Annotated in this window: 20 protein-coding genes; 6 read left to right on the top strand and 14 right to left on the bottom strand. The window is 70.1% G+C overall.

Features of this window, described 5'->3' with window-relative positions; genetic code table 11:
• Nucleotides 1–81: 81 nt before the first annotated feature.
• Nucleotides 82–1,479 carry an MFS transporter gene (locus CQ045_RS11525; protein WP_146115235.1) on the top strand — a complete coding sequence of 466 codons (1,398 nt, stop codon included), beginning with the start codon at nt 82–84 and terminating at the stop codon, nt 1,477–1,479.
• Nucleotides 1,476–2,636: an NADH:flavin oxidoreductase/NADH oxidase gene (locus CQ045_RS11520; protein WP_105723796.1), complete on the top strand. Its 1,161-nt coding sequence runs from the start codon at nt 1,476–1,478 to the stop codon at nt 2,634–2,636. The genes CQ045_RS11525 and CQ045_RS11520 overlap by 4 nt, the downstream gene beginning before the upstream one ends.
• An 18-nt stretch (nt 2,637–2,654) precedes the next feature.
• Here CQ045_RS11520 and CQ045_RS18855 read toward each other — a convergent pair whose 3' ends face one another.
• Genes CQ045_RS18855 through CQ045_RS11495 form a run of 5 tightly spaced genes read right to left on the bottom strand, consistent with a single transcriptional unit; the run spans nt 2,655 to nt 7,348 of the window.
• The gene (locus CQ045_RS18855; protein WP_181156542.1) at nt 2,655–3,104 is read right to left on the bottom strand and encodes a nuclear transport factor 2 family protein; all 450 of its coding nucleotides are present in this window, start codon (nt 3,102–3,104) and stop codon (nt 2,655–2,657) included.
• Nucleotides 3,101–3,847: a hypothetical protein gene (locus CQ045_RS11510; RefSeq protein WP_105724208.1), complete on the bottom strand. Its 747-nt coding sequence runs from the start codon at nt 3,845–3,847 to the stop codon at nt 3,101–3,103. The genes CQ045_RS18855 and CQ045_RS11510 overlap by 4 nt, the downstream gene beginning before the upstream one ends.
• 57 nt (nt 3,848–3,904) lie before the next feature.
• Nucleotides 3,905–5,596: a cytochrome b/b6 domain-containing protein gene (locus CQ045_RS11505; protein WP_105723793.1), complete on the bottom strand. Its 1,692-nt coding sequence runs from the start codon at nt 5,594–5,596 to the stop codon at nt 3,905–3,907.
• 2 nt (nt 5,597–5,598) lie between these two features.
• Entirely contained in the window at nt 5,599–6,570 is a 972-nt protein-coding gene (locus CQ045_RS11500) for an electron transfer flavoprotein subunit alpha/FixB family protein (RefSeq protein WP_105723792.1), read from the bottom strand.
• Nucleotide 6,571: 1 nt separating this feature from the next.
• Nucleotides 6,572–7,348, bottom strand: coding sequence for an electron transfer flavoprotein subunit beta/FixA family protein (locus tag CQ045_RS11495; protein ID WP_105723791.1), 777 nt, complete (start codon nt 7,346–7,348; stop codon nt 6,572–6,574).
• A gap of 176 nt (nt 7,349–7,524) precedes the next feature.
• On the opposite strand from CQ045_RS11495, the gene CQ045_RS11490 reads away from it, so the two are divergent.
• Both CQ045_RS11490 and CQ045_RS11485 read left to right on the top strand, forming a co-directional pair.
• Nucleotides 7,525–8,061, top strand: a complete 537-nt coding sequence (locus CQ045_RS11490) for a MarR family winged helix-turn-helix transcriptional regulator (RefSeq protein WP_105723790.1) — start codon at nt 7,525–7,527, stop codon at nt 8,059–8,061.
• A gap of 49 nt (nt 8,062–8,110) precedes the next feature.
• Nucleotides 8,111–8,554 (top strand): YdeI/OmpD-associated family protein, encoded by a 444-nt coding sequence (locus tag CQ045_RS11485; protein ID WP_105723789.1) that lies wholly within the window; start codon nt 8,111–8,113, stop codon nt 8,552–8,554.
• A gap of 20 nt (nt 8,555–8,574) precedes the next feature.
• Here CQ045_RS11485 and CQ045_RS11480 read toward each other — a convergent pair whose 3' ends face one another.
• From CQ045_RS11480 to CQ045_RS11465, 4 genes are read right to left on the bottom strand one after another with little or no spacing between them, the layout of a single operon-like run.
• Nucleotides 8,575–9,351 (bottom strand): enoyl-CoA hydratase, encoded by a 777-nt coding sequence (locus CQ045_RS11480; protein ID WP_105723788.1) that lies wholly within the window; start codon nt 9,349–9,351, stop codon nt 8,575–8,577.
• A 27-nt stretch (nt 9,352–9,378) separates the two neighbouring features.
• Nucleotides 9,379–10,281, bottom strand: coding sequence for a 3-hydroxyisobutyrate dehydrogenase (gene mmsB, locus CQ045_RS11475; RefSeq protein WP_105723787.1), 903 nt, complete (start codon nt 10,279–10,281; stop codon nt 9,379–9,381).
• Complete coding sequence (locus CQ045_RS11470) at nt 10,278–11,483, bottom strand: acyl-CoA dehydrogenase family protein (protein ID WP_105723786.1); 1,206 nt, start codon at nt 11,481–11,483, stop codon at nt 10,278–10,280. The genes mmsB and CQ045_RS11470 overlap by 4 nt, the downstream gene beginning before the upstream one ends.
• Before the next feature lie 27 nt (nt 11,484–11,510).
• Nucleotides 11,511–13,034: a CoA-acylating methylmalonate-semialdehyde dehydrogenase gene (locus CQ045_RS11465; RefSeq protein ID WP_105723785.1), complete on the bottom strand. Its 1,524-nt coding sequence runs from the start codon at nt 13,032–13,034 to the stop codon at nt 11,511–11,513.
• Between the two features lie 414 nt (nt 13,035–13,448).
• On the opposite strand from CQ045_RS11465, the gene CQ045_RS11460 reads away from it, so the two are divergent.
• Both CQ045_RS11460 and CQ045_RS11455 read left to right on the top strand, forming a co-directional pair.
• Nucleotides 13,449–14,033, top strand: coding sequence for an antibiotic biosynthesis monooxygenase (locus CQ045_RS11460; RefSeq protein ID WP_105723784.1), 585 nt, complete (start codon nt 13,449–13,451; stop codon nt 14,031–14,033).
• Nucleotides 14,034–14,151: 118 nt separating this feature from the next.
• Complete coding sequence (locus CQ045_RS11455) at nt 14,152–14,580, top strand: hypothetical protein (RefSeq protein WP_219844415.1); 429 nt, start codon at nt 14,152–14,154, stop codon at nt 14,578–14,580.
• Between the two features lie 77 nt (nt 14,581–14,657).
• On the opposite strand, the gene CQ045_RS11450 is transcribed toward CQ045_RS11455, so the two are convergent.
• From CQ045_RS11450 to CQ045_RS11430, 5 genes are all read right to left on the bottom strand, one after another.
• The gene (locus CQ045_RS11450) at nt 14,658–16,139 is read right to left on the bottom strand and encodes an MFS transporter (RefSeq protein ID WP_105723783.1); all 1,482 of its coding nucleotides are present in this window, start codon (nt 16,137–16,139) and stop codon (nt 14,658–14,660) included.
• A 175-nt stretch (nt 16,140–16,314) separates the two neighbouring features.
• Nucleotides 16,315–17,448, bottom strand: a complete 1,134-nt coding sequence (locus CQ045_RS11445) for a bifunctional 2-methylcitrate synthase/citrate synthase (protein WP_105723782.1) — start codon at nt 17,446–17,448, stop codon at nt 16,315–16,317.
• 2 nt (nt 17,449–17,450) lie between these two features.
• Nucleotides 17,451–18,353: a methylisocitrate lyase gene (prpB, locus tag CQ045_RS11440; RefSeq protein WP_105723781.1), complete on the bottom strand. Its 903-nt coding sequence runs from the start codon at nt 18,351–18,353 to the stop codon at nt 17,451–17,453.
• Entirely contained in the window at nt 18,353–19,879 is a 1,527-nt protein-coding gene (locus CQ045_RS11435) for an MmgE/PrpD family protein (RefSeq protein WP_105723780.1), read from the bottom strand. Before CQ045_RS11435 ends, prpB begins: the two co-directional genes overlap by 1 nt.
• Nucleotides 19,876–20,562, bottom strand: coding sequence for a GntR family transcriptional regulator (locus CQ045_RS11430; RefSeq protein WP_105723779.1), 687 nt, complete (start codon nt 20,560–20,562; stop codon nt 19,876–19,878). The genes CQ045_RS11435 and CQ045_RS11430 overlap by 4 nt, the downstream gene beginning before the upstream one ends.
• Nucleotides 20,563–20,758: the final 196 nt, after the last annotated feature.

The following is a 20,758-nucleotide window of genomic DNA, read 5'->3' as shown; positions in this document are numbered from 1 at the left end:
CCCTAGCAATCGCTTGTTCATTTCACGAGATCCGGATAGCCTGACGACAGGGACGGCGCTCCTGCGAGTGGAACGGTGACGGTGAAGTCGGAACGAGAACGGCACGAGCGCGTGGTGGTGGCCCTGCTCGCCGCGTGCGGGATGCTGACATCGCTGCAGTTCACCCTCATCGTCCCCATCCTGCCGCTGATCCCCGAGCTGCTCGACACGACAGCGGCCGACGCCTCCTGGCTGATCACGGTCACCCTCCTCGCCGGAGTTGTCGGCACCCCGGTCGTCACGCGGCTGGCCGACATGCACGGTCGCCGCCTCCTGCTGCTGGTGTCGATGGGGCTCCTCGTCGCAGGCTCCGTGATCGCCGCCGTCATCCCGGGCTTCACGGCCGTGCTGATCGGACGCGCTCTCCAGGGCTTCGGCACCGCGGTGGTCCCGATCGGCATCGGCCTGCTGAGCGCGCTGGTCTCGCGTCGCCGCGCCGTCCTCGGCATCGCCCTCATGAGCGGCACTCTCGGCATGGGTTCCGCTCTCGGGCTCGTCCTCGCGGGACCGCTGCTCGAATGGGGCGGCCTGCCGACCGTCTTCTGGTGCTCCGCGGTCGTCGGCGCCCTGTTCTGCGTCCTGATCCGGCTGCGGATCCCGGAGGCCCCGACCGGCCCGGCCCGCGCCTTCGACCTCGTCGGCGCCGCGCTGCTCGCCCTCGGACTCACCGCCCTGCTGCTGGCGATCTCGCGCGGACAGTACTGGGGCTGGACCAGCCCGCTCACCCTGGCCCTCACGCTCGTCGCCGTCGCGACCCTCGCCCTCTGGCTGCTGTGGGAGCGGCGGCATCCGGCACCGCTGATCGACGTCCGCACGGCGATGCGCGCACCGATCCTGCCCATCAACATCGCGTCGTTCTTCGCGACCTTCGGCATGTACGCGAACCATCTGCTCACGACGCAGGAGGCCCTCGCCCCGGCATCCACCGGGTACGGACTGTCGACTCCCACCGCGGCGGCGGGCCTCTTCCTGCTGCCCTCCGCGTTGACCATGATCCTGCTGGCGCCCGTCGCCGCGAGGGTGATCACCCGCTTCGGGGGACAGCGCGCGCTGCTGCTCGGGTCGTCGGTGATGGCCGTCGCCTTCCTGTTCCGCCTGTTCTTCCACGGCGGGGCCGTGCCCGTGCTGATCGGCTCCGCGCTGGTCGGCGCCGGGGTGGCGTTCGCCTTCGCCGCGATGCCGTCGCTGATCACCGTCTCCGTGCCCGCCGACCAGGTGGCCACCGCGAACGGCGTCAACTCGGTCATCCGCACACTGTCCGGCGCGGTCGCCGCCGCGTTGTTCGCCTTCGTGATCGCGGCGCTCCCCTCTCTCCCTGACCCCTCCTTCCTGTCGGAAGAGGCCCTCCGGCTGTCACTCGGCTTCGCCGCCGCCTGCGGCGTCATCACCGCGATCCTCGCCGCCTTCCTCCGCCTGCCACCCTCCAAGGAACCCGCATGACCCTCTTCTCACCGCTGACCCTGCGCGACGTGACCCTGCCGAACCGGGTGGGGATCTCGCCGATGTGCATGTACGCCTCGCGCGACGGTCTGGTCACCGACTTCCACGTCGCGCATCTCGGACGCTTCGCGCTGGGCGGCGCCGGACTGGTCATCGCCGAGGCGACCGCCGTGCACCCGCAGGGCCGCATCTCCCCGTTCGACGCGGGGCTCTGGTGCGACGAGCAGATCCCCGGCTGGCGGCGGGTCGCCGCGATCGTGGCGGCATCCGGATCGGTGCCGGGAGTGCAGCTCGGCCATGCCGGGCGGCGGGCGGCCGTGCGCGAGCCGTGGCGGGCGGGGGCCCCGCTGGACGATGAGGACGCGGCCGCCGGCTTCGGCCCGTGGCCCCTCGTGGCCCCCAGCGCCGTGGCCGCCGGTCCCGGGCATGCGGTGCCGGCGGCGCTCACCCCCGCCGAGATCACACGCTCGGTGCAGGACTGGCACGACGCAGCCGCCCGCGCCGTCACCGCCGGATTCCGCTTCGTCGAGCTCCACGGGGCGCACGGGTACCTGCTGCACTCGTTCCTCTCCCCCGTGTCGAACCGGCGCACCGATCGCTACGGCGGCAGCGTCGAGAACCGTCTGCGCTATCCGCTCGAGGTGGTGGCCGCCGTGCGCGACGCGATCGGCGACGGCATCCCGCTCTCGTTCCGGATCTCGGCGGTCGACGGGGCCGAGGGCGGCCTCGGCATCGACGAGACGGTCGAGGTGGCGCGTCGGCTCGCCGCCGCGGGAGTCGACGTGGTCGACACCTCGTCGGGCGGGATCACCACCGACCGTTCGGTCGACACCCGCATCCGCCGGGGTTTCGCCTTCCACGCCGACTTCTCCCGCCGCATCCGCGACGAGGTCGGGGTGCGCACGGCGACGGTCGGTCTCGTCGTCGACCCGGAGCAGGCCGACCGTCTCATCGGGCACGGCGACTCCGACCTGGTGCTCCTCGGCCGGGAAGCGCTCGATGACCCGAACTGGCCGCATCACGCCCGTATCGTCCTCGGCGATGACAGCCACGACTCCTGGGACGTGCGCTTCGGCAGCGCACTCGGCCCTCGTGCCCGGACGCTCGCGCGCCTCGCCGCCTCCGGTGAGACCCCGCTCAGCCGCTTCGGGGGCTGAGCGAGCGGCACACGGCGCTCAGGGGGCGAGCAGCTCCCGGGCGGCGGCGTCCCCGTCGAGCAGGCGATTGCGGCGGCGCTGCACCCGCCAGCCGACAGCCGTGCGGCGCAGCTCCCACCGGTTCGCGCTGACGCGTTCGCCGACCCAGCGCTCCCCCTCGCGCAGCATCACGATCGAGTGGGTGACCGCGACGGCCGTGTCCCCGTCGATCTCGATGCGCGGTGCCGACAGGATGTGCGCGCACCCCCGGCGCATGTACTCCACATGAGTGGGGATGGTCACGAGCGCGCGGATGCCGTCGGCATCCAGCACCGTGTCGTCGAACTGGTACGTCCCCTCGGGCGCCCACAGCGCCGCGACCGCGTCGGCGTCGCCGGCATCCGCGGCGGGGCCGTATCGGGCGATGAGTTCGGCGATCTCGGCGCGGTCCTCCAGCGTCTGCAGGCGCCGCTCCAGCGCCTCGCTCACCAGTCCTGCCAGGGGATGATCGTCTTCACGGGCGTCGACAGCATCCGCTCTCCCGCCTCGGGGAAGCCGTCCTCGACCGCACGGAGCTGCGGGGTCACGTCGGCCGGGTCGTCTTCCAGATACACCAGCCGGATGCGGATGCTCCCCGGCGGATCGGCCGGAGTCTCGTCGAACGGCAGCGAGGAGTGCCGCTGCGGGTGGCTGTACGAGAAGGTCCAGGCGCCGGCCACCCCGTCGACCTCCAGCAGCTCCGGGATGAGCTCGCGATCCTCGCGCCGGTGCGCCTCGTGCGTCTCGGCGCCGTGCGGCTCGGCGAACCGGGTGGCGGTGAGGTGGATGCCCCGATGCGGACGGTAGGGCAGCACCTCGGGATCGACGAGCGCGCGAGGGGCCGCGTACCCCTTCACCGGACGGAAGAAGGCGAGCATCGGGCGATGGATGCCGGGGATCAGCGGACCCCGCCCCCACTGGAACGACGCTTCGCCGAGCGCATCCCACGCGGCCACGGACTCCGCGACCGGCGCACGGAACCAGTACATGGCGACGAAGTCGACCGCACCCGCGAGCGTGCCGTCGGCGAGGGCCGCATACTCCGGACGAACATCCCACCGGTCGCCCCACGCCACTCCGGGCAGCGCGAGGTTCTCCGGACGGTGGTCGAGCTGGTGCCAGCGGTTGTAGTCGCCGTGCAGGGAGCGGTCCTCGAGGCGGACGAAGGAGAAGAAGGCGAGAGGTGCGAACACGATGCCAGTCAAGCGTTTGCTTGGTGGCGTGTCAACACCTCATCGCGAGGAATCCCGTCAGCGTCCGGAGACCTTCCCGAACACCTTGGCGATCGGCGCGAGCACCAGCGGGCGGGCGGCCACCCAGGCGATCGCGATCACCACGAGCGAGGCGATGAACACCCAGAAGCCGGTCCAGGTCACCGCATCCTGCGACGCGAACATGTGGTTCAGGTTCCGCAGGAAGCCGGTCAGCATCACGAGCGCGATGTGCGCGATGATGAACGCCACGAAGTAGAGCATGATCGGGAAGTGCAGGGCCCGCGCCCACTCGACCGGGTACGCCTTCGACAGCTTCTCGGCCTTCTTCGGCCACAGCCCCGACATCCGGAAGCCGGTGATCGCGGCGAGGGGCGCGGCGATGAACACGGTCGCGAAGTAGGCGAGCTGCTGCAGGCTGTTGTAGTTGTTCCAGCCGTTCTCGTGCGGCCAGTCGAACGAGACGTACTGCAAGGCCGCCGAGAGCGCGTTCGGGAACACCTCCCAGCTGGTGGGCACGATCCGCACCCAGTGCCCGGTGACGAACAGCAGCACGACGAAGATCACGCCGTTCACGAGCCACAGGATGTCGAGCGATTGGTGGAACCAGAGGTTCAGGCTGATCTTGCCCTTCGCCTCCCCCCGGGGCGTCCAGAAGACGGTCGGCCGCTTCTCGGTGCGCACCTGCAGGCCGGAGCGGATGATCAGCACCATCAGGAACGCGTTGAAGAAGTGCTGCCAGCCGATCCACGGCGAGAATCCGGCGGCGACCGCGATCGCCGGCTCGTACTCGCCCGGGAATGCGGCGAGGAAGTCCTGCATGAACGGGAAGCTCAGGAGTGCGCGGACGAAGGCGATGGCCGCGCCCGCGAGGACTCCGAGTGCCGCGGCGCCGAACAGGACGGCGATGGCCTGGGGCCAGGTCGGACGACGGCGCCCGGGCGCCGCGGCCGCGGTGATGTGCCGTGGAGCGCGGCCGTTCCACACCGTGCGCGTCCAGGGCAGCGGAGCGTCGACGTCGGCGATCGCCGGAACTGCGACGGCGGCTGCGGCGACCGGTGCGGCCACGGGAGTGGCGCTCTCGGCCGGCGCGCTCTCGGCAGCGGCGGACTCGACCCGAGCCGATTCGACCGGTGCGGGCGCAGCGGCGGCCTGCGCGGCCGGGACGGTGTCGGCGGGCGGCCAGGGATCGCCCCCGGCGACGCGGGGCAGACCTCGACGGACACCCTCCGCGACGACCGTCGAGGCTGCGGGGGCGACCGCCGGCGCAGAGGCCACGGCGGTCGGAGCGGAGGAGGTGACGGCCGACTCGACGGCATCCTCCTGCGCAGCCGACGGTGGCGTTGCTCCTGCGGAAGAAGAGGCGGCAGCAGCAGCCGCACCTCCGGACGTCGACGCGGCGACCGCCGCCTCGGCGGGCGGCCAGGCCTCTCCGCCCGGCACGCGAGGCAGGCCTCGGCGGAGACGCGGCATCCCCGAAGCGACCGTGGCCGCGGCGGCAGGCGCAGCGGCGGCGACAGGCGCGGTGGAGGCGGCCGCAGCGCTCGGCTCGGCCGCCGTGGAGGCGGCCGCCGGCACGGCAGGCTCGACGATCGCGCCGGCGTCGGCCGTCGGGGTCGGCTCGACGGGCGCCTCGGCGACACCGGCATCCGCCGCCACCGCATCCGCCGGCGGCCACGGCTCCCCGCCCGGCACACGCGGCAGACCGCGTCGCAGCATCCCCGTCGCCATGACTACTTCTTCCGCGCCTCGAGTGCCGCGATCACCTGCGGGACCACGGCGAACACGTCACCGACGATGCCGAAGTCCGCGACCTCGAAGATCGGCGCCTCGGGGTCCTTGTTGATCGCGACGATGTTCTTGGAGGTCTGCATGCCCGCGCGGTGCTGGATCGCGCCCGAGATGCCGAGCGCGACATACAGCTGCGGCGACACCGAGACGCCGGTCTGTCCGACCTGGTGCGACTGCGGGATGTACCCGGCGTCGACGGCGGCCCGCGAGGCTCCGACCGCGGCGCCGAGCGCATCGGCCAGCTCCTCGACGAGCACGAACTTCTCCTTCGACGCGAGACCGCGCCCACCCGAGACCACCCGGGTGGCCCCACGGAGCTCCGGGCGGGACGAGGCGACCTCGACCGCTTCGATCGGGCCCGCCGTCGCCGCGACGGCGCCGGATGCCGCGACCGTCAGCGCTTCGACCTGCGGCGCGGCCACGGCCTCGGCACGCGCATCCACGGCACCCTGACGCACCGTGATGACGGGCGTCCCGAACGTGGGAGCCGAGTCGACGAGATAGGCCCCGCCGTAGACGGAATGGTGGGCGACGACGCCCTCGTCATCGCGCGAGACGCCGACCGCATCCACCGAGAGCGCGCTCTTGGTGCGCACCGCGAAGCGGCCAGCGACGTCGCGACCGGTGATCGAGTTCGAGATCAGCACGGCGTCGGGATGCACCTGTGCGGCCGCAGCCTGCAGCGCGTCGACGATCGGGACCGTGAGCGCGGCGGCATCCCCCTCGGCGGTGAGCACGACGGAAGCACCGGCGGCTGCCGCCTGGTCCACGGCCGCCTGGCCGCCTCCGACGATCAGCGCAACGGGCGAGCCGACGGTCGAAGCCGCACCGATCAGCGCGGCCGTGCTGCTGGCGGCGCCGCCGGACGGGTCGACGTCGACGAGGACGAGGATCGGGTTCTCGGGAGGGGTCATCTCACACCAGCCTGTTCTGCACGAGGAACTCGACGAGCTTGTCGGCCGCGTCGCCCTCATCGGTGATCTTCACGCCGGCGGCGCGCGGGGGCTTCTCCGACACCGCCGTCATGATGGTCCGCGGTGCGGCGGACGGGTCTGCCGAGACGTCGAGGTCGGCGAGCGAGAGCACTTCGAGGGGCTTCTTCTTCGCCGCCATGATGCCCTTGAAGTTGGGGAACCGCGCGTCCGGGAGCGCCTCGGTGATCGAGATCACTGCGGGCAGCGGGGCCGAGACCGGCTGCCCTCCGGCGTCCGCGGCGCGATTGCCGGAGACCGCGTCGGCGGTGATCTCGACAGACGTGAGCGCGGTCGCCTGAGCGAACCCGAGGTGCTCGGCGATCATCGCCGGGATCACACCGCCGGAGCCGTCGGTCGACAGGTTGCCGGTGATCACGAGGTCGGGGGCGCCGCGACGGATCGCGGCGGCGAGCACCTCGGCGGTGAGTCCGAGGTCGGCGCCGGCGAGCTGCTCGTCGGCGATGTGCACGGCCGAGGCCGCGCCGATCGCGAGCGCCCGGCGCACGGATGCGGTCGAGCCTTCCGGGGCCATCGAGACGGCCACGACTTCCGTGCCGTCGTTCTTGTCCGCGTAGCTGAGGGCGACCTCGAGAGCACGTTCCGTGATCTCATCGAGGACGACATCGCCGGCCGCACGATCGGCGAGTCCGGTCTCGAGATTCAGCTTGCGATCGCCATAGGTGTCCGGCACCTCTTTGACCAGGACGAAGATCTTCATCGATTGCTCCTCACGACACGCTGAGTCTATCCGTATCGGCCTCTATGTAGCCAAAAGCGGAGGTATTCGTCGCTCCGACCGGTGAAATCGGTCACCAATGTATACATAATCCACAGCCTGAAGGCTCGGCCGCTCTCCGTCCGAGCACCGCCCTCCCCCGCCGGTACCGTAGAGACGTGTCCAGACCCCGCCCTCTCCCCGTGGACCCGCTCGCCGAGGCGAAGCGGCAGTGGATCGCGCACGGGTGGACGGACGCCGCCGACGGCATGGCGGTCGTCACCTCGATCATGCGAGCCCAGCAGCTGCTGCTCGCTCGCGTCGATGCGGCCCTGAAGCCGTTCGCCCTCAGCTTCGCCCGGTTCGAGGTGCTGCGTCTGCTGGCGTTCAGCCGCGCGGGCAAGCTCCCGCTGTCGAGCGTCGTCGCCCGCCTCCAGGTGCATCCGACCACGGTCACGAGCACAGCGGAGCGTCTCGTGCGTGACGGGCTGATCGTCCGCGAACCCCACCCGCACGACGGGCGTGCCGCACTCCTGGCTCTCACGGATGCCGGTCGCGACCTGGTCGAACGCGCCACGCGGGCCCTCAACGCCGAGGTCTTCGCCGACCCGGGCATGAGCGGAGACGACGCCGCCGAACTCGTGGCGATCGTCGCGCGACTCCGCAAGGATGCCGGCGACTTCGCCGACCCCCGCCCGCACCCCGAACCGCTCTGACGTGCCCCGATTCGTCCTCGAGACACGACCGCGGGCGTACTCTTTCCGCATGAGCGAACTCCGCCTGCACACGATCCTCACCGGTCGCGGTCCTGCCGCGGCGATCCTGCTCAGTGACGAGCAGGTCGCATCCTTCGGCGCGGGCAAGGCCTTCCCGGTGGCCGTGACCATCGGCGGGCGGACGGCCCGACTGCGCGTGGCACGCATGGGCAGCGAGAACATGATCGGGTTCAGCAAGGCCGTGCGCGCCGACCTCGGGCTCGAGATCGACCAGGAGATCGACGCCGTCATCCGGGTGGATGCCGCCGAGCGCACGGTCGACGTGCCGCACGAGCTCGCTGCGGCCCTGGATTCCGACCCCGCGGTGCGCGCCGCCTTCGACGCCCTGTCGTACTCGGCCCGCAAAGAGCACGCGCGTGCGGTCGCGGAGGCGAAGCAGGACGCGACGCGCGAGCGTCGCATCGCCAAAATCGTCGAAGGTCTGCGCGCGTAGCGACTCCGCGGTGCCGCTGCTCAGCGGTTCCGGAAGTCGGGCGACCGCTTCTCCCGGAAGGCGGCCATGCCCTCCTTCTGATCCGCGGTGTCGAACAGCGTGGCGAAGGCCCGCTTCTCGTGCGCGAGCCCTTCGGCCAGGGTCGTCTCCATCGCCGCGTCCAGCGCCGCCTTCGCGGCGTACACCGACGGCAGCGACTTCGAGGCGATCCCCTCGGCGAGCGTCGTCGCCTCGGCCAGGAGATCGGATGCCGGCACGACACGCGATACGAGGCCTGCGCGCTCGGCCTCCTCGGCGCCCATGAGGCGTCCGGAGAGCACCAACTCGGCCGCCTTGTAGTAGCCCACGGCGCGGATCAATCGCTGCGTCCCGCCCATGCCGGGGATGACCCCGAGGTTGATCTCGGGCTGACCGAACTTCGCCGTGTCGCCGGCGAGGATGATGTCGCACATCATCGCCAGCTCGCATCCGCCGCCCAGCGCGAATCCGGAGACCGCGGCGATGACCGGCGTGCGCACGGCGGCGAACTCGTGCCAGACCCCGAAGTGATCGGTCTCGACCATGTCCGCCGCGGACATGCCCTCCATCTCCTTGATGTCGGCGCCGGCGGCGAAGGCCTTCTCCGAGCCGGTCACGACGATCGCGCCGATGCCGTCGTCCGCGTCGAAGGCGACCGCTGCGGCGGTGACCTCCTCCGCGAGTCGGCTGTTCAACGCGTTCAGCGCCTCCGGGCGGTTCAGGGTGATCCACCCGACCCGTCCGCGCTGCTCGACCAGGATCGTCTCGTACTCGGTCATGTCACCCTCTCCGTCGAATACCGATCATCACACGCGGTCGTCGCGGATGTCGGTGATGATGCCGGAGAAGTCCCTCGTCGCGCCCTCGCCCGCCGCGAAGGCCGCGTAGAGCTCCTGAGCGAGCCGCCCCATCTTCGCGTCGGTCGAGGTCTGCTCGATCGCCTGCAGCGCGAGTCCGAGATCCTTGGCCATCAGTGCTCCCGCGAAGCCCGGCTGATAGTCGCGGTTCGCAGGGCTGGTCGGCACCGGACCGGGCACCGGGCAGTTCGTCGTGATCGACCAGCACTGACCGGACGCCTGCGACACCACGTCGAACAGCGCCTGATGCTCGAGCCCCAACCGCTCGCCCAGCACGAAGGCCTCGGCCACCGCGATCTGCGAGACCGCGAGGACCATGTTGTTGCAGACCTTCGCCGCCTGGCCGAGCCCGGGACCGCCGCAGTGCACGATGCGCTTGCCCATGACCTCCAGCAGCGGGAGCGCCGCGGCGAAGTCGTCGTCCGACCCGCCGACCATGAACGCGAGCGTGCCGTTCTCGGCCCCGACGACTCCGCCCGACACCGGGGCGTCGACATTGCGGTGCCCGGCGGCGAGCGCGAGCGCGTGGGCTGCCCGGGCCTCGTCGACGGCGATGGTGGACGACTCGATGAAGAGGGTGTCGGGTCGTGCCGCCGCGAGCAGCTCGGTGCGATACGCCTCGATCACGTGCTTCCCCGCGGGGAACATCGTGATGACGACGTCGGCCCCGGCCACGGCCTCCGCCCCACTCGCCGCCACCGGGATGCCTGCGGCCTGTGCGGCCTCGATCGCCGCGGGAACCAGGTCGAAGCCGTGCACCTGGTGACCCGCGGCGACGAGGTTCTTCGCCATCGGCAGGCCCATGTGCCCGAGGCCGAGGAAAGCGACGACTGCTTTCGACGACGACGTCATGATGCGCTCCGCATCTGGTCTCCACCGCTGCGCTGGAGGGAGGAGGACCCTGCGGGTCGCAGCATCTCTCGCCCGACGATCAATCGCATGATCTCGTTCGTCCCTTCCAGGATCTGGTGCACCCGCAGGTCGCGGACCACCCTCTCGATCCCGTAGTCCTGCAGATATCCGTAGCCTCCGTGCAGCTGCAGGGCTCGGTTCGCGACATCGAAACCGGCGTCGGTCGCGAAGCGTTTCGCCATCGCGCAGCGCATGGTGGCGTCCGGCGCATGGTCGTCGACCGCCTGTGCTCCGTCGCGCACCATCAGACGAGCGGCCTGCAGGTCGGTGCGCATGTCGGCGATCGCGAACATGATCGACTGCTTCTCGGCGAGGGGCTCCCCGAACGCCATCCGCTCGTGCACGTACTGCACCGCCTTGTCGAGCGCCCACTGCGCTCCGCCCAGCGAGCATGCGGCGATGTTGAGTCGGCCGCCGTTGAGCGCCGACATCGCGATCGCGAATCCGCGGCCTTCCTCGCCGAGCATGGCGGATGCCGGGACGCGGACGCCGTCGAAGATCACCTGCCGGGTCGGCTGCGCGTGCCAGCCCATCTTCTTCTCGGGCGCGCCGAAGCTCAGCGCCTCCGCGTCGCCCGGGACGAGGAAGGCGCTGATGCCGCGTGCGCCCGGTTCCCCCGTGCGCGCCATCACGACGTACACGGCGGCCTCGCCCGCACCCGAGATGAACTGCTTCATCCCCGTGAGCACGTAGTCGTCTCCGTCGCGGACCGCGCTGGTGGCGACGTTCGCGGCATCCGATCCGACGCCCGGCTCGGTGAGGCAGTAGCCGCCGAACTCCTGCATCGCCGTCAGCTTCGGCAGCCATTCCCCGCGCTGCGTGTCATCGCCGTAGGTGTCGATCATCCACACGACCATGTTGTGGATCGAGATGTATGCGGCGACTGCCGGGTCGCCCTTGGCGAGCTCCTCGAAGATCGCCACGGTGTCGAGGCGGCTCAGGCCGGTGCCGCCGAAGTCCTCGCGGACGTAGATACCCCCGAGACCCAGCTCGCCGCCGCGGTTCAGCGATTCCCGGGGGAACAGGTGCTTCTCATCGCGCTCGGCGGCGAACGGTGCGAGCTCGGTCTCCGCGAACTCACGGACGGCGCCGAGGATCGCCTCGCGTTCTTCGGCGGTGGTGGTGACGGTGGTCATGGTCATCGTGATTCCTTGTGGGAGGTTCCGGGATCAGTGCATGGTCGGGATGACGAAGCTGGCGCCCTCGCGGATGCCTGCCGACGTGCCCTCGCGGATGCCGCTGGGCCAGCGACTCGTCACCGTCTTGGTCTTCGTGTAGAAGCGGAAGGCGTCGGTGCCGTGCTGGTTGAGGTCGCCGAAGCCGCTGCGCTTCCATCCACCGAACGTGTAGTACGCGATGGGTACCGGGATCGGCACGTTCACGCCGACCATCCCCACCTCGACGCGCGCCGCGAAGTCGCGCGCGGCGTCGCCGTCCCGCGTGAAGATCGCCACACCGTTGCCGTACTCGTGCTCGGAGGCCATGCGCAGCGCCTCCTCGTAGTCGGCGGCACGCGCGATCACGAGCACCGGACCGAAGATCTCCTCACGGTAGATCGCCATGTCGGTCGTGACGTGGTCGAACAGGGTCGGGCCCAGGTAGAAGCCCTCCTCGTGCCCTTCCACGGTGAAGCCCCGCCCGTCGGCGAGGAGCGTCGCGCCCTCGTCGATGCCCTGCTGGATGTAGCCCTCGACGCGTTCGACCGCGGCCCGCGTGACCAGCGGTCCGTAGTCGACATCCGTCGCCAGCGAAGGGCCGACGCGCAGGTGCCCGACGCGCTCGAGCAGTTTCGCGGCAAGGGCGTCGGCGGTCTCCTGCCCGACCGGAACGGCCACCGAGATCGCCATGCAGCGCTCACCCGCCGAGCCGTAGCCGGCGCCGATCAACGCGTCGACGGCCTGGTCGAGGTCGGCGTCCGGCATCACGATCATGTGGTTCTTGGCTCCGCCGAAGCACTGCGCCCGCTTGCCGTGCGCCGTGGCCGTCGCGTAGATGTACTCCGCGATCGGGGTCGATCCGACGAAGCCGACAGCCCGGATGCGGTCGTCGGTGAGCAGCGCGTCGACGGCCTCCTTGTCGCCGTGGACGACGTTGAGCACGCCGGCCGGCAGCCCCGCCTCGAGGAACAGCTCGGCGATGCGGACCGGCACGGAGGGGTCGCGCTCGCTGGGCTTGAGCACGACGGCGTTGCCCGCGGCGAGCGCGGGGCCGGCCTTCCACAGAGGGATCATCGCCGGGAAGTTGAACGGGGTGATCGCCGCCACGACGCCGAGCGGCTGCCGCATCGAGTACACGTCGATACCGGCGCCTGCGCCCGTGGAGTACTCCCCCTTGAGGAGGTGCGGTGCGCCGGCTGCGAACTCGATGACCTCGAGGCCGCGCTGGATGTCGCCCTTCGCATCGTCCACCGTCTTGCCGTGCTCGCGCGCCAGCAGTTCGGCCAGCGACGTCATCTCGCGCTGCACGAGGTCGAGGAAGCGGAGCAGCACGCGGGCGCGCTTCTGAGGATTGGTCGCCGCCCAGGCGACCTGCGCCTCCTCGGCGTTCGCGATCACGCGGCGCACCTCATCGGTCGAGGCGAGCGGAACCCGGGCCTGCACGGCGCCGGTGCTCGGATCGAACACGTCGGCGAAGCGTCCGGAGTCGGGAGTGAGAAGCGATCCGCCCACGAAGTGCGGGATAGTACGAGTCATTGTGTGACATCCCTCCGTGCCGTCGTTGGCACATTGGGGAGTTTACTCTGTGGCCCGGATATTTACTAGGACGTCCTTGTATCCGATCTCCGCCTGCTCGACGCGCCGGATCGCACTTGTTCGCGCCCCGTTCACCGCCTCGTCATCTCGCCCGGGTACAACTGCAGGTGCGCGGACAGAGACTCAGACCGGATCGGGTGTCACGTCATCCGCGCGCACGGTGAGCACTCTTGCTCCCGTCGCGGCTCCCACGCCGCGAGACCCCCGCCGAATCGGGTCGGCGGGGGTCCTCTTCGTCCGGGCGGGAAGCGGCCTGCGAACCCCCGCATCCGAATTAGAATCGACGGTGCGCCGCCACCCTGGCGCATCCGCTTCGGCGTCCTCACCCCGGACGCCCGTCACGAGGACTCCACCTTGTCCGAACCCCTCACCGTGTCCATCCGCCGCGAAGTCGACCCCGAGCGCATCGTCGAGGCGACCGCCTGGGTGCAGACGGGGGTGAACCTCGCGACGAAGTATCCGGGCTTCCTCGGCTCGGGCTGGGTGCGCGCAGGCGAGGATTCGCAGGTCTGGCACATGCTCTACCGCTTCGCGAGCGAAGACTCGCTCACGGCGTGGGAGCAGTCGGCCGAGCGTGCCTGGTGGCTCTCGATGGGCGAGGGCTTCGTGCGCAGCGAGCGCTCCAAGCGGCGAACCGGGATCGAAGGCTGGTTCGACGAGCCGACGACCGGGACCATCACGCTCCCGGCAAGCGACGGCACGACCGAGACGGTCACGGTCGCCCCTGCTCCCCCGCGCTGGAAGCAGGCGACTTCGATCTGGCTGGGGTTCTTCCCGGTCAACCTCGCGTTCACGTATGCGATGAGCCCCGTGCCCGGGTGGAACGAGCTGCCCATCTGGTTGCGCGTGCTCGTCACGACCCTCGTGCTCACGCCGATCATGGCGTACTGGGTGCTCCCGTTCGTCACCCGCTCGCTGCGGAGCTGGCTCACGCGCTGATCACCTCGGCCGAGAGTGGCGGTGATCAGGCGGTCACCGGCCACGGCTCGTCCGATTCGATCGGTTTTCCACGCCCGCCACTCCGCCGCACGGTCGGACCGGCCGGTACGGTGAGCCCATGCGATCGACCCCCCGCTCCCTCCGTGTCGCTCTCGTCACCGTCGCAGCGATCAACCTCCTGTCCGCCCTGATCGGAATGGTCGGGTTGACCGTCGGCGGAGGGATGGGACTGCCGGCCGAATGGCTCGAAGGCACCGTCTTCGAGTCCTATGTGTGGCCGGGCATCATCCTCGGCATCGTCGTGGGAGGCGTGCAGGCGCTGGCGCTCGGCGCGCAGTTCGGACGCTTCGCCGTCGCGTGGGGGATGCACGCGGCGGCGGGACTCACGATGATGATCTGGATCTTCGTGGAGATCGCCATGATGCTCGTCTGGTCTCCCCTGCACGGCATCTTCTTCGCGACCGGTCTGATCCAGACCGTGCTGGCGGCGCTGGCACTGGGCGCCTGGCCGCGCCCCCTCTTCGCGCGCGACGGCGGGGAGCACTGATGGCGGTCCCCGAGAACTCGTGCTGCCGGGTCATATCGAGGACACGATGATGAGTCCGGCGGGGCGCATGATCTCGCTCAGCTTCCCCCTCCCGGGGAGACCCCCTTGTCGGCGGGCTCCACGAGCGAGAGCGGATCGGCGATGTCCTCCAGTGACTTGCCCGCCGCGCTGACTCCGAAGATTCCGCAGACGATGCCGCCGAACATCATGATCGCCGCCCCGAGCACGTACCCCCAGAACAGCGGGCCGCGGTCGCCCGACTCGGCGCTCGCACCGATCAGCGATCCGTAGAGCACCGGAGCGATGGCACCGACGAGCTGACCGATCGAGAAGACGTACGAGATCACCTGGCTGCGCAGTTCGAGCGGGAAGATCTCGCTGACCGTCAGGTACGCCGCCGACGCACCGGCAGAGGCGAAGAAGAACGACGCGCACCAGAACGCGGTGTGCGTGGCGGCGTTGAGCACCCCCGCGTTGAAAAGGAACGCACTGACGAGCAGGATCAGGCCCGCGAGCACGTACGTCGAGAACAGCATCCGCCGCCGTCCCCAGGTGTCGAAGAAGTGTCCGAGGATGAGCGCGCCGGCCAGGTTGCCGACCGCGAACACGATGAAGTACTGCGATGCCGAGGCCGGCGGGGTGTCGTAGAAGTTCTCCAGCACGAGGGCGTAGGTGAAGAAGATCGCGTTGTAGAGGAACGACTGGGTCACCATCATCGTGATGCCGACCAGCGTGCGCCGCGGGTACTTCTTGAACAGCACCTTCACGATCACGAGGAACGGGACGCTGCCGTACTCCTTGACCGTGATCGCCTTGCTCTCGTCGACCGGGTCGATCGTCTTGCCCTCCTTGCGGATGCGCTCCTCGATCTCATCGACGTTGCGTTCCGCCTCTTCCTCGCGCCCGTGTGTCATCTGCCAGCGCGGGCTCTCCGGGATGTGCCGGCGCAGCCAGATGATGAGGATGCCGAGCACCGGGCCGACGAAGAAGCTGAGACGCCAGCCGAGGTCGGCGGGGAGGATGTCGGTGTTGAGGAAGAACATGTTCGCCACGGCGCCGAGGGCCGCGCCGCCCCAGTAGGTGCCGTTGATCGCGATGTCGACGCGACCGCGGTACTTCGCCGGGATGATCTCGTCGATGGCCGAGTTGATCGCCGCGTACTCGCCGCCGATGCCCGCGCCGGCCACGAATCGCCAGATGTAGAAGAACCAGGGGGCGAAGGAGAGACCCGCGACCGCTGACCCGACCAGATACACCGCGAGCGACACGAGGAAGAGGTTCTTGCGGCCCAGGCGATCGGCGAGACGTCCGAACACGAGCGCGCCGAACACCTGACCCAGCAGGTAGCACGTGCCCGCGAGACCGACCTCGGCCGGGCCCATGCCCAGAGTCGCGGCGTAGCCGTTCGCGGCGACGATCTGCACCTCGAGCCCGTCGAGGATCCAGGAGAACCCGAGCCCGACGACGATCATCCAGTGGAATCGCGACCACGGCAGCCGGTCCATCCGCGCAGGGACAAGAGACCGGACCTCCTTCACAGTGGCGTCGGATGCGGACATGGAGCCTCCTTCTCGAAGGGACGCGATCGTTCCCGCATCCGGTTCTACTCCGCCCCGCGATTCCGCGCATCCGCTTGACCACGACCCCTCGAGCGCGCTAGAGCGCGGCCACTCCCGCCCGGACGACGAGAGGGCCCCGTCGTGGACGGGGCCCTCTCGGGGAGTGTGCGTCGGGTCAGCTCTCGACGTGCCGCTCGTCCGGACCGTCGTAGTACGACAGCGGCCGGATCAGCGCGTTCGATCCCGCCTGCTCGATCACGTGCGCGGTCCACCCCGTCACCCGCGCCGCCACGAACAGCGGCGTGAAGGTGAGCGTGTCGAAACCGATCAGGTTGTACGCCGGGCCCGACGGGTAGTCGAGGTTCGGGTAGATGCCCTTGCGCGCGACGAACTCCGACTCGAGAGCGTCGTAGAGAGCAGCGACATCGGGACGGTCGTAGTGCTCCACGAGCGTGTCGAGCGCGGCCTTCATGGTCGGCACCCGGGAGTCGCCCTTCTTGTAGACGCGGTGACCGAAGCCCATGATCTTGCGCTTCTCGGCGAGCGCCTTATCCAGCCAGGGCACGACGTTGTCGGCGGTGCCGATGTCGTCGAAGATGTGCAGCACGGCCTCGTTGGCCCCGCCGTGCAGCGGTCCCTTGAGGGCGCCGATCGCACCCACGACCGCCGAGTAGATGTCGCTCAGGGTCGAGGTGATCACGCGTGCCGTGAACGTGGAGGCGTTGAACGAGTGCTCGGCGTACAGGATCATCGAGCGGTTGAACGCATCCACCACGACATCGTCCGCCTCCTCACCGAACGTCATCCAGAGGAAGTTCGCGGAGTAGTCGAGGTCGTCACGCGGGGCGATGATCTCCTGCCCGCGACGGCGACGCTGACCGTAGGCGACGATCGCCGGCAGCGCCGCGAACAGGCGGATGCTGCGCTCGAGGTTCTGCTCGGGGCTGCCGCCCGCATCGAGCACCGAACCGCCGGCACCGGGGTCGGAGGCGCCGATCAGGCTGACCGCGGTGCGGACCTCGTCCATCGGGTGAGCGTCGAGGGGCACGAGGTCGATCGCGGCCTTGACGTTGTCGGCGAGGGCCCGGTTCTTGCGCTCCTCCAGCCGGAACGCCGCGAGTTCTTCGGGCGTGGGCAGCTCGCCGTTCCACAGCAGATAGGCGACGGCCTCGAACGGCTGGGTGTCCGCCAGCTCCTGCACCGGGTAGCCGCGGTACAGCAGGCTGTTGGTCTCGGGGTTGACCTTCGAGACCGCGGTCGTGTCGACGACGACGCCCGCGAGGCCCTTCTTGATGTCCGGCTCGGTCATGGTCACTCCTTCGTGATGGTGAAGTTGAAGACGCCGGAGTCGAAGTGGTTGTACGACTCGTAGTCGATCAGATCGTAGAGATCGGCGCGGTGCTGCATCTCGCCGAGCTTCGAGGTCAGGTGCCCCTCTTCGTTCAGCGTATCGAGAGCACGGCCCGCGGCCCCCATCGAGATGCGCAGCAGCGACACCGGCCAGATGACCAGGTTCACTCCGGCGTCCCGCAGCTGATCCACGGAGAACAGCTCGCTCTTGCCGAACTCGGTCATGTTCGCCAGGATCGGCACGTCGAGCGCCTCGGCCATGGCCTCGAACTCGGCGAGCGTGCGCATGGCCTCGGGGAACACCGCGTCGGCACCGGCATCCACCAGCGCCTTGGCGCGGTCGATCGCGGCGTCCAGCCCCTCGACGGCGCGGATGTCGGTGCGCGCCATGATGAGGAAGTTCTCGTCCCGACGGGCATCGGCGGCAGCCCGGATGCGCTTGATCGCGGTGTCCTCGTCGACCACGGCCTTGCCGTCGAGGTGGCCGCAGCGCTTCGGGTTGACCTGGTCCTCGATGTGCGTGCCGGCCAGGCCCGCATCCTCGAGCTCCTGGATCGTCCGGGCGACGTTCATCGGCTCGCCGAATCCGGTGTCGGCGTCGACGATCGCGGGGAGATCGGTCATGCGGGCGATCTGCTTCGCCCGGCCGGCGACCTCGGTGAGCGTGGTCAGGCCGATGTCGGGCAGCCCCAGGTCGGCGGAGAGCACGGCGCCGGAGATGTAGACGCCGTCGAAGCCCTTCTGCTCGATCAGGCGGGCGCTCAGCGGGTTGAACGCTCCGGGGAAGCGCAGCAGCTCCCCGGAGCGGAGCCGCTCGCGGAACAGCCGCCGCTTCTCGGCGGGCGTGAGGGTGGAATACAGCATCAGAACAGTCCCTCGGGGGCCGGCGCGGCCTCGAGCAGCCCGGGCTTCGCGACGATCGAGAGCTCGCCGACCTCGGCCGCCGTGAGCTCGGGCAGACGCTGCACGAGCGCCAGGAACCGCTCGATCTCGGCGGGCTCGAGCACCGGCTCCGCGAGCAGACGGAACTTGGCGATGTAGTTCTCGCGCGCGAACGGACGGGCGCCCAGCGGATGCGCGTCGGCCACGGCGATCTCGTCGACCACGGTCGAGCCGTCGGCGAGGCGGATCTCGACGCGACCGCCGAAGGCCTTCTCGTCGGGGTCTTCGGAGTGGTAGCGGCGCGTCCACTCGGCATCCTCGGCCGTGGTGATCTTGTGCCACAGGGCGACGGTGTCCGCGCGGCCCGCGCGCTCGGGAGCGTAGGAGTCGACGTGGTGCCATCCGCCGTCCTGCAGGGCCACCGCGAAGATGTACGGCACGGAGTGGTCGAGCGTCTCGCGCGACGCGGTCGGATCGTACTTCTGCGGGTCGTTCGCGCCCGAGCCGATCACGTTGTGGGTGTGGTGACTGGTGTGGATGACGATCGAGTCGATGTTGGCCGGGTCGCGCAGCGCCGGGTTCTCGATCCCGAGCTTGCGGGCGAGATCGATGAGCGCCTGGGCCTGGTACTCGGCCGAGTGCTCCTTCGTGTACGAGTCGAGGATCGCGCGCTTGGGCTCGCCCGCGCCGGGAAGCGGTACCTCGTACGCTGCGTCCTTGCCGTCGAGCATCCAGGCGATCACGCCGTCTTCGCCTTCGTAGATGGGTGCGGGGCTGGTCTGCCCGCGCATCGCCCGGTCGACCGCTTCGACGGCCATCTTGCCGGCGAAGGCCGGGGCGTGCGCCTTCCAGGTCGAGATCTCGCCCTTGCGGCTCTGTCGCGTCGCGGTCGTGGTGTGCAGCCCCTGGCCGACGGCCTGGTAGATGGTCTCGACGTCGAGGCCGAGGAGCGTGCCGATGCCGGCGGCGGCCGACGGGCCGAGGTGGGCGACGTGGTCGATCTTGTGCTTGTGCAGGCAGATCGTGCGCACCAGGTCCATCTGGATCTCGTAGCCCGTCGCGATACCGCGCACGAGGGCCCGGCCGTCCTTGCCGGTGTGCTGCGCGACCGCGAGGATCGGCGGGATGTTGTCGCCCGGGTGCGAGTACTCCGCCGCGAGGAACGTGTCGTGATAGTCGAGCTCACGCACGGCCACGCCGTTCGCCCAGGCAGCCCACTCGGGGCTGGTGCGGTGGTCGAGGGCCGCGCCGAACAGGTTCGCGCCGACGCCGCCGGTCGAGACCGGGTGGCTGAACGCCTGCGCACGGGCGGCGTTGATGGGCGCGCGGGTGAGAGACGCCGCGGCGACGGAGGCGTTGTCGATGATGCGGTTGATGATCATGTCGACGACGTCCTGCTCGACCTCGACCTGGTCGGCGGCGACCTCGGCGATCTTCCAGGCGAGCTGATCTTCACGGGCGAGGTTCTCGTCGCTGCGGTGCACGCGGACGTGATGGGTGACGGTCATGGGTGTCCTTCGGTCGTGAGGTGAGACGGAACGTCTTCGGGGAGGGAGTCGAGGATGCCGGCGAGCGCGTTGTGCAGGTGCACGTGGGTGGCGTGGGCGGCGAGGTCGCCGTCGCGCGCGGCGAGGGCCTGCGCGATCGTGCGGTGCTCGGCGGCGGAGGCGGCCAACCGGGCGGGGTTGTCGCGCGCCATCCGCCGCACACGCACGAGATGGGTGCGCACGGTGCGCAGCGCCGCGGCGATGTAGTCGTTCGCGACGGCGGCATCGAGCGCCGCGTCGAAGCGCGCGATCAGGGAGTAGTAGGCGTCGCGGCCTTCCGCGGCGGCGAGGTCGACGTGTGTGAACTCCTCGGCGAGCGCGGCGAAGAGCCGCGCATCCCCGCGGGCTGCGGCGAGACGGGCGGAGCTCTCCTCCAACGCGCGGCGGATCTCGAACAGGGAGCGGATGTCGTCGGCATCCAGGTCGGCGACCACGGTGACTCGCGGCGACTGCTGCACCACGAGCCCGTCGGCGGCCAGCCGGCGCAGCGCCTCGCGCATAGGGGTGCGACTCACGCCCAGGCGCTCGGCCTGTTCGACCTCGCCGAGCACGAAGCCCGCGGGCAGGGCGCCGGACTGGATGCCGTCGAGCAGGGCCGCGTACGCGCGGTCGCTCGCAGAAGTGCGCTCGACGGGAAGGGTCATGCCCTCAGTGTATACATAAAGCGCCACTGCGGGTCATGCTGTCGAAGCTGAACGCTCTCGCGTATACATTCTGCGTCGCACGCCCGCCCTCCCCCTTCGGCGCCGAGCCACCCCCTTCTGTGCGAGCCGCCCCGTTGCGCACGTCCTCAAGGGGGGTGGCTCGCACACAAGGGGCCGGGTCGGCAGTGGGATCAGG

This window comes from Microbacterium sp. MYb66, assembly GCF_002979435.1.
Lineage (GTDB): Bacteria > Actinomycetota > Actinomycetes > Actinomycetales > Microbacteriaceae > Microbacterium.
Note: the sequence above shows the minus strand (reverse complement) of the source record. Positions and strands in the feature narration are given on the sequence as shown.

Bases quoted from the DNA above. Each gene is read 5' to 3' on its own strand.
- CQ045_RS11520 (WP_105723796.1), top strand. From the start codon at position 1,476: ATGACCCTCTTCTCACCGCTGACCCTGCGCGACGTGACCCTGCCGAAC.
- CQ045_RS11505 (WP_105723793.1), bottom strand. From the start codon at position 5,596: ATGGCGACGGGGATGCTGCGACGCGGTCTGCCGCGTGTGCCGGGCGGG.
- CQ045_RS11500 (WP_105723792.1), bottom strand. From the start codon at position 6,570: ATGACCCCTCCCGAGAACCCGATCCTCGTCCTCGTCGACGTCGACCCG.
- CQ045_RS11495 (WP_105723791.1), bottom strand. From the start codon at position 7,348: ATGAAGATCTTCGTCCTGGTCAAAGAGGTGCCGGACACCTATGGCGAT.
- CQ045_RS11485 (WP_105723789.1), top strand. From the start codon at position 8,111: ATGAGCGAACTCCGCCTGCACACGATCCTCACCGGTCGCGGTCCTGCC.
- CQ045_RS11480 (WP_105723788.1), bottom strand. From the start codon at position 9,351: ATGACCGAGTACGAGACGATCCTGGTCGAGCAGCGCGGACGGGTCGGG.
- mmsB (WP_105723787.1), bottom strand. From the start codon at position 10,281: ATGACGTCGTCGTCGAAAGCAGTCGTCGCTTTCCTCGGCCTCGGGCAC.
- CQ045_RS11470 (WP_105723786.1), bottom strand. From the start codon at position 11,483: ATGACCATGACCACCGTCACCACCACCGCCGAAGAACGCGAGGCGATC.
- CQ045_RS11465 (WP_105723785.1), bottom strand. From the start codon at position 13,034: ATGACTCGTACTATCCCGCACTTCGTGGGCGGATCGCTTCTCACTCCC.
- CQ045_RS11455 (WP_219844415.1), top strand. From the start codon at position 14,152: ATGCGATCGACCCCCCGCTCCCTCCGTGTCGCTCTCGTCACCGTCGCA.
- CQ045_RS11450 (WP_105723783.1), bottom strand. From the start codon at position 16,139: ATGTCCGCATCCGACGCCACTGTGAAGGAGGTCCGGTCTCTTGTCCCT.
- CQ045_RS11445 (WP_105723782.1), bottom strand. From the start codon at position 17,448: ATGACCGAGCCGGACATCAAGAAGGGCCTCGCGGGCGTCGTCGTCGAC.
- prpB (WP_105723781.1), bottom strand. From the start codon at position 18,353: ATGCTGTATTCCACCCTCACGCCCGCCGAGAAGCGGCGGCTGTTCCGC.
- CQ045_RS11435 (WP_105723780.1), bottom strand. From the start codon at position 19,879: ATGACCGTCACCCATCACGTCCGCGTGCACCGCAGCGACGAGAACCTC.
- CQ045_RS11430 (WP_105723779.1), bottom strand. From the start codon at position 20,562: ATGACCCTTCCCGTCGAGCGCACTTCTGCGAGCGACCGCGCGTACGCG.